This is a genomic window from Streptosporangium sp. NPDC006013, assembly GCF_040614275.1.
Lineage (GTDB): Bacteria > Actinomycetota > Actinomycetes > Streptosporangiales > Streptosporangiaceae > Streptosporangium.
The window spans coordinates 1-3,482 of sequence record NZ_JBEXUE010000733.1; the positions used below are offsets into that span (position 1 = coordinate 1).

Genomic DNA, 3,482 nt, shown 5'->3' on the forward strand with positions numbered 1-3,482 from the left:
ACTCGGCGGCCCTGGCGGGGCGCCCCTTGATCTCGTCGAGCAGGGCGCGTACGGCCGCGACCCCCATGGCCTGGACGGGCTGGCGGACCGTGGTGCACCGGAGTCGACGGCCCGCATGGCGCGCTCGTAGCCCGCGGCCATCGCGGCGTTCAGGTCGTCGCCGGCACCGTCGAGGGCGACCAGCGCGGCCGCGGCGTTCAGCAGCACCGCGTCGCGGACCGGGCCGGTCTTGCCGCCGACCAGGTCGTGCACGGCCCTGGCGTTGAACACCACGTCCCCGCCGCGCAACGCGTCGGGCGCCGCCCTGGGGATGTCGAGGACCGCCGGGTCGAAGACGGTCTGCTCGGCGCCGCCCTCGCGCACCACCCAGATCGAGGAGGTCGTGGCGGTGGTGAGCTCGTCCAGCCCGTCGTCGCCCCGGAAGACCAGGGCGGAGACCCCGCGCTCGGCGAAGACGCCCGCGACGACGGGGAGCATGCCCGCGTCGAAGATGCCGATCGCCTGGGCGTCGGGCCTGGCCGGGTTGGTCAGCGGTCCCAGGAAGTTGAAGACCGTGGGGATGCCGATCTCCTTGCGCGGCGGGCCCGCGAAGCGTAGTGCCGGGTGGTAGACCGGCGCGAAGCAGAAGGCGATGCCGGCCTCCACCGCGACCCTGGCGGTGTCCGCGGGAGACAGGTCGAGCACGATCCCCAGGTGTTCCAGGACGTCGGCGGCGCCGCACGAGGAGGAGGCGGCCCGGTTGCCGTGCTTGACGACCCTGGCCCCCGCCGCGGCGGCCACGATCGCGGCCATGGTGGAGACGTTGACGGTGTGCGCCCGGTCACCGCCGGTGCCGACGACGTCGACGACGGGCCCCTCGACCGTCAGCGGGGTGGCCAGCTCCAGCATCGTGCGCGCCAGGCCGGTCACCTCCGCGACGGTCTCGCCCTTCGCCCGCAGCGCCACCGCGAAGCCCGCGATCTGGGCGGGGGTGGCGGAGCCGGACATGATCTGCTTCATCGCCCAGGCGGTCTCGTCCGCCGTCAGGTGCTCGCCCGCGAGCAGGGCGGACAACAGCGCCGGCCAGGTGGTGCGCGCGTCCATGCGGTTCTCCAGGAGGTTTTACCGGGCGGTCAGACGAGTGGACAGGCGGCGGCGCATCAGGTCGGCGACGGTCTCCGCGAGGACGACCGGGTCGATCGGCTGCGGCACGACGGCCTCGGCGCGCGACCACTCGGCCAGCCAGCGGTCGTCGCGGCGGGCGATCAGCAGGCAGATCGGCGGGCAGTCGTGGACCTCGTCCTTGGCCTGACGGGCCACCCCCATGCCCCCTGCGGGCTGGGCCTCGGCGTCGAGCACGGCGACGTCGATCTCACCGGAGTCGAAGTGCTGGACGACCTTGGCGTGGGTGGCGCACTCCACGATCTCCACGAGGGGCACGTCGGCGGCGGGGCGGCGGCCGAGTGCCTGCCGCACCTTCTCGCGGGTGCTCGCGTCGTCGCTGTAGACGAGGACCCTCATCTTGTCGTCGGTGCTCACGGTCGCGCTCACTATCCCTCGTCGATGTATGGTCACCTGGGATGCTACCGGTCAGCCGGCCCGGAGACCCAGGCCGGAGCCGCACCTGAGCAAATTGCCCTATACGTCCACTTTTTAGGGGCGTATGCACCCCCTATCGGGGGGTCGTGCGGCGACCCGAGCAGGAGAGCCGCAATAATGCTGCCCGTGGCGACAGCATCCGCAATTTCAACGACGACGACAGCACACTCGTCCCGCAGACCCGATCTGGTCAGCGTCGGGACGATCGTCTGGCTGTCCTCCGAGCTCATGTTCTTCGCGGCGCTGTTCGCGATGTACTTCACCATCCGGTCTGTGAGCCTCAGCCAGGGACTGCCCTGGCCGGAGGCCCCCCTGAACGTCCCCTTCGCCCTGGGCAACACGATCATCCTGGTCCTGTCGAGTGTGACCTGCCAGCTGGGCGTGTGGGCGGCTGAGAAGGGCCAGGTCGCCAAGCTGCGTTTCTGGTACATCGTCAGCTTCCTGATGGGCTCCGTGTTCGTGGCCGGCCAGCTGTACGAGTACAACGAGCTGGTCCACGAAGGACACACCCTGTCGCACAGCGCGTACGACTCGGTGTTCTACCTGACCACGGGCTTTCACGGCCTCCACGTGACCGGTGGACTGATCGCGTTCCTCTTCATGCTGGGACGCACGTACGCCGCGAAGCGCTTCACCCGTGAGCAGGCGACCAGCGCGATCGTCGTGTCCTACTACTGGCACTTCGTCGACGTGGTCTGGATCGGCCTTTTCGTAACCATCTATGGAATTCAATAAGGAATCGGGGATCTCTGTGAATAGGATCACCGCTGGGCGGCGGCATCCCCTCGCGAGATACGCCGTCCTGCTCCTGGCCCTGGCCCTGATCGGCGGGGTCTACACCGTTGCCCTGACGGTCTCCTCCAGCAGTCAGGCCGACGCCGCCATCGCGTCCGGCAGGGCCGACGACGTGGCCGAGGGCAAGAAGCTCTTCGAGCAGAGCTGCTCCAGCTGCCACGGGCTCAACGCCGAGGGCACCGCCTCGGGTCCGACCCTGATCGGCGTCGGCGCCGCCTCGGTGGACTTCCAGGTCAGCAGCGGCCGCATGCCCCTGGCCAACCCCGGCGCGCAGGCACCGCGCAAGCCCCCGGCGCCGTGGGTCAACGAGGACACCATCCGGCAGCTCTCCGCCTATGTGCAGTCCCTGGGCGGTGGTCCGACCGTACCGACCGCCGAGCAGGTCGACGCCTCCAAGGGTGACAAGGCCAAGGGCGGCGAACTGTTCCGCGCGAACTGCATCCAGTGCCACAACTTCGTCGGCTCCGGCGGCGCCCTGACCCAGGGCAAGTACGCTCCGCCGCTCCACGAGGCCACCGAGAAGCAGATCTACGAGGCCATGGTCACCGGCCCCCAGGCGATGCCGGTGTTCAACGACAGCATCATCACTCCCGAGCAGAAGCGGGACATGATCGCCTACATCGTGGGCGTGCGTGAGGAGCCCAACCCGGGCGGCGCCGGTCTGGGCCGCATCGGCCCGGTCACCGAGGGTCTGGTGGCCTGGGTCGTCGGACTCAGCCTCCTCTCCCTGGCCGCCATCTGGATCACCGCGAAGAGGCGACAGGCCAAATGACTGAGAACAATCACGGCATCGAACAGCCGGAGGAACGCGTGCCAAGGCGCGTCATCGGCACCCCCCCACCCGCGGCGAGCACCTCCCTGCTCGGCACCGAGGAGCGCCCGTCGACCGAGGTCGTCCAGGTTCCCGGCGTGACCCCGCAGGACGAGACGACCGCGAAGAAGGGCGAGAAGTACGCCGCCCTCTGCTTCCTCGTCGCCTTCCTGGCCGGCATCGGCTTCGTGGTGTCGTACGTCGTCTTCCAGGTCGGCGACATCGAGAAGACGCAGGTCTCCAACCTCGCGCTGGGCGGCACGCTCACGCTGGCCCTGCTCGGGCTGGCCGCGGGCAT

4 protein-coding genes and 1 pseudogene are annotated in these 3,482 nt (G+C 69.7%); 3 read left to right on the top strand and 2 right to left on the bottom strand.

Going from position 1 to position 3,482, the window contains the following annotated elements; translation table 11 throughout:
• Both trpD and ABZ260_RS48730 read right to left on the bottom strand, forming a co-directional pair.
• On the bottom strand, positions 1 to 1,083 hold a 1,083-nt coding region (gene trpD / locus ABZ260_RS48725), incomplete at its 3' end, for an anthranilate phosphoribosyltransferase (protein ID WP_355632130.1).
• An 18-nt stretch (positions 1,084 to 1,101) separates the two neighbouring features.
• Positions 1,102 to 1,500: a hypothetical protein gene (locus ABZ260_RS48730; protein WP_355632139.1), complete on the bottom strand. Its 399-nt coding sequence runs from the start codon at positions 1,498 to 1,500 to the stop codon at positions 1,102 to 1,104.
• Between the two features lie 195 nt (positions 1,501 to 1,695).
• Between ABZ260_RS48730 and ABZ260_RS48735 the strand changes: the two genes are divergently transcribed.
• The 3 genes and pseudogenes from ABZ260_RS48735 to ABZ260_RS48745 all read left to right on the top strand — a co-directional run.
• Entirely contained in the window at positions 1,696 to 2,313 is a 618-nt protein-coding gene (locus ABZ260_RS48735) for a heme-copper oxidase subunit III (RefSeq protein WP_355632133.1), read from the top strand.
• A 16-nt stretch (positions 2,314 to 2,329) separates the two neighbouring features.
• Positions 2,330 to 3,145 carry a c-type cytochrome gene (locus ABZ260_RS48740; protein ID WP_355632136.1) on the top strand — a complete coding sequence of 272 codons (816 nt, stop codon included), beginning with the start codon at positions 2,330 to 2,332 and terminating at the stop codon, positions 3,143 to 3,145.
• Positions 3,142 to 3,482, top strand: a pseudogene (locus tag ABZ260_RS48745) ((2Fe-2S)-binding protein); the annotation flags it as partial. The gene ABZ260_RS48740 and the pseudogene ABZ260_RS48745, both read left to right, overlap by 4 nt.

Bases quoted from the DNA above. Each gene is read 5' to 3' on its own strand.
- ABZ260_RS48735 (WP_355632133.1), top strand. From the start codon at position 1,696: ATGCTGCCCGTGGCGACAGCATCCGCAATTTCAACGACGACGACAGCA.
- ABZ260_RS48730 (WP_355632139.1), bottom strand. From the start codon at position 1,500: ATGAGGGTCCTCGTCTACAGCGACGACGCGAGCACCCGCGAGAAGGTG.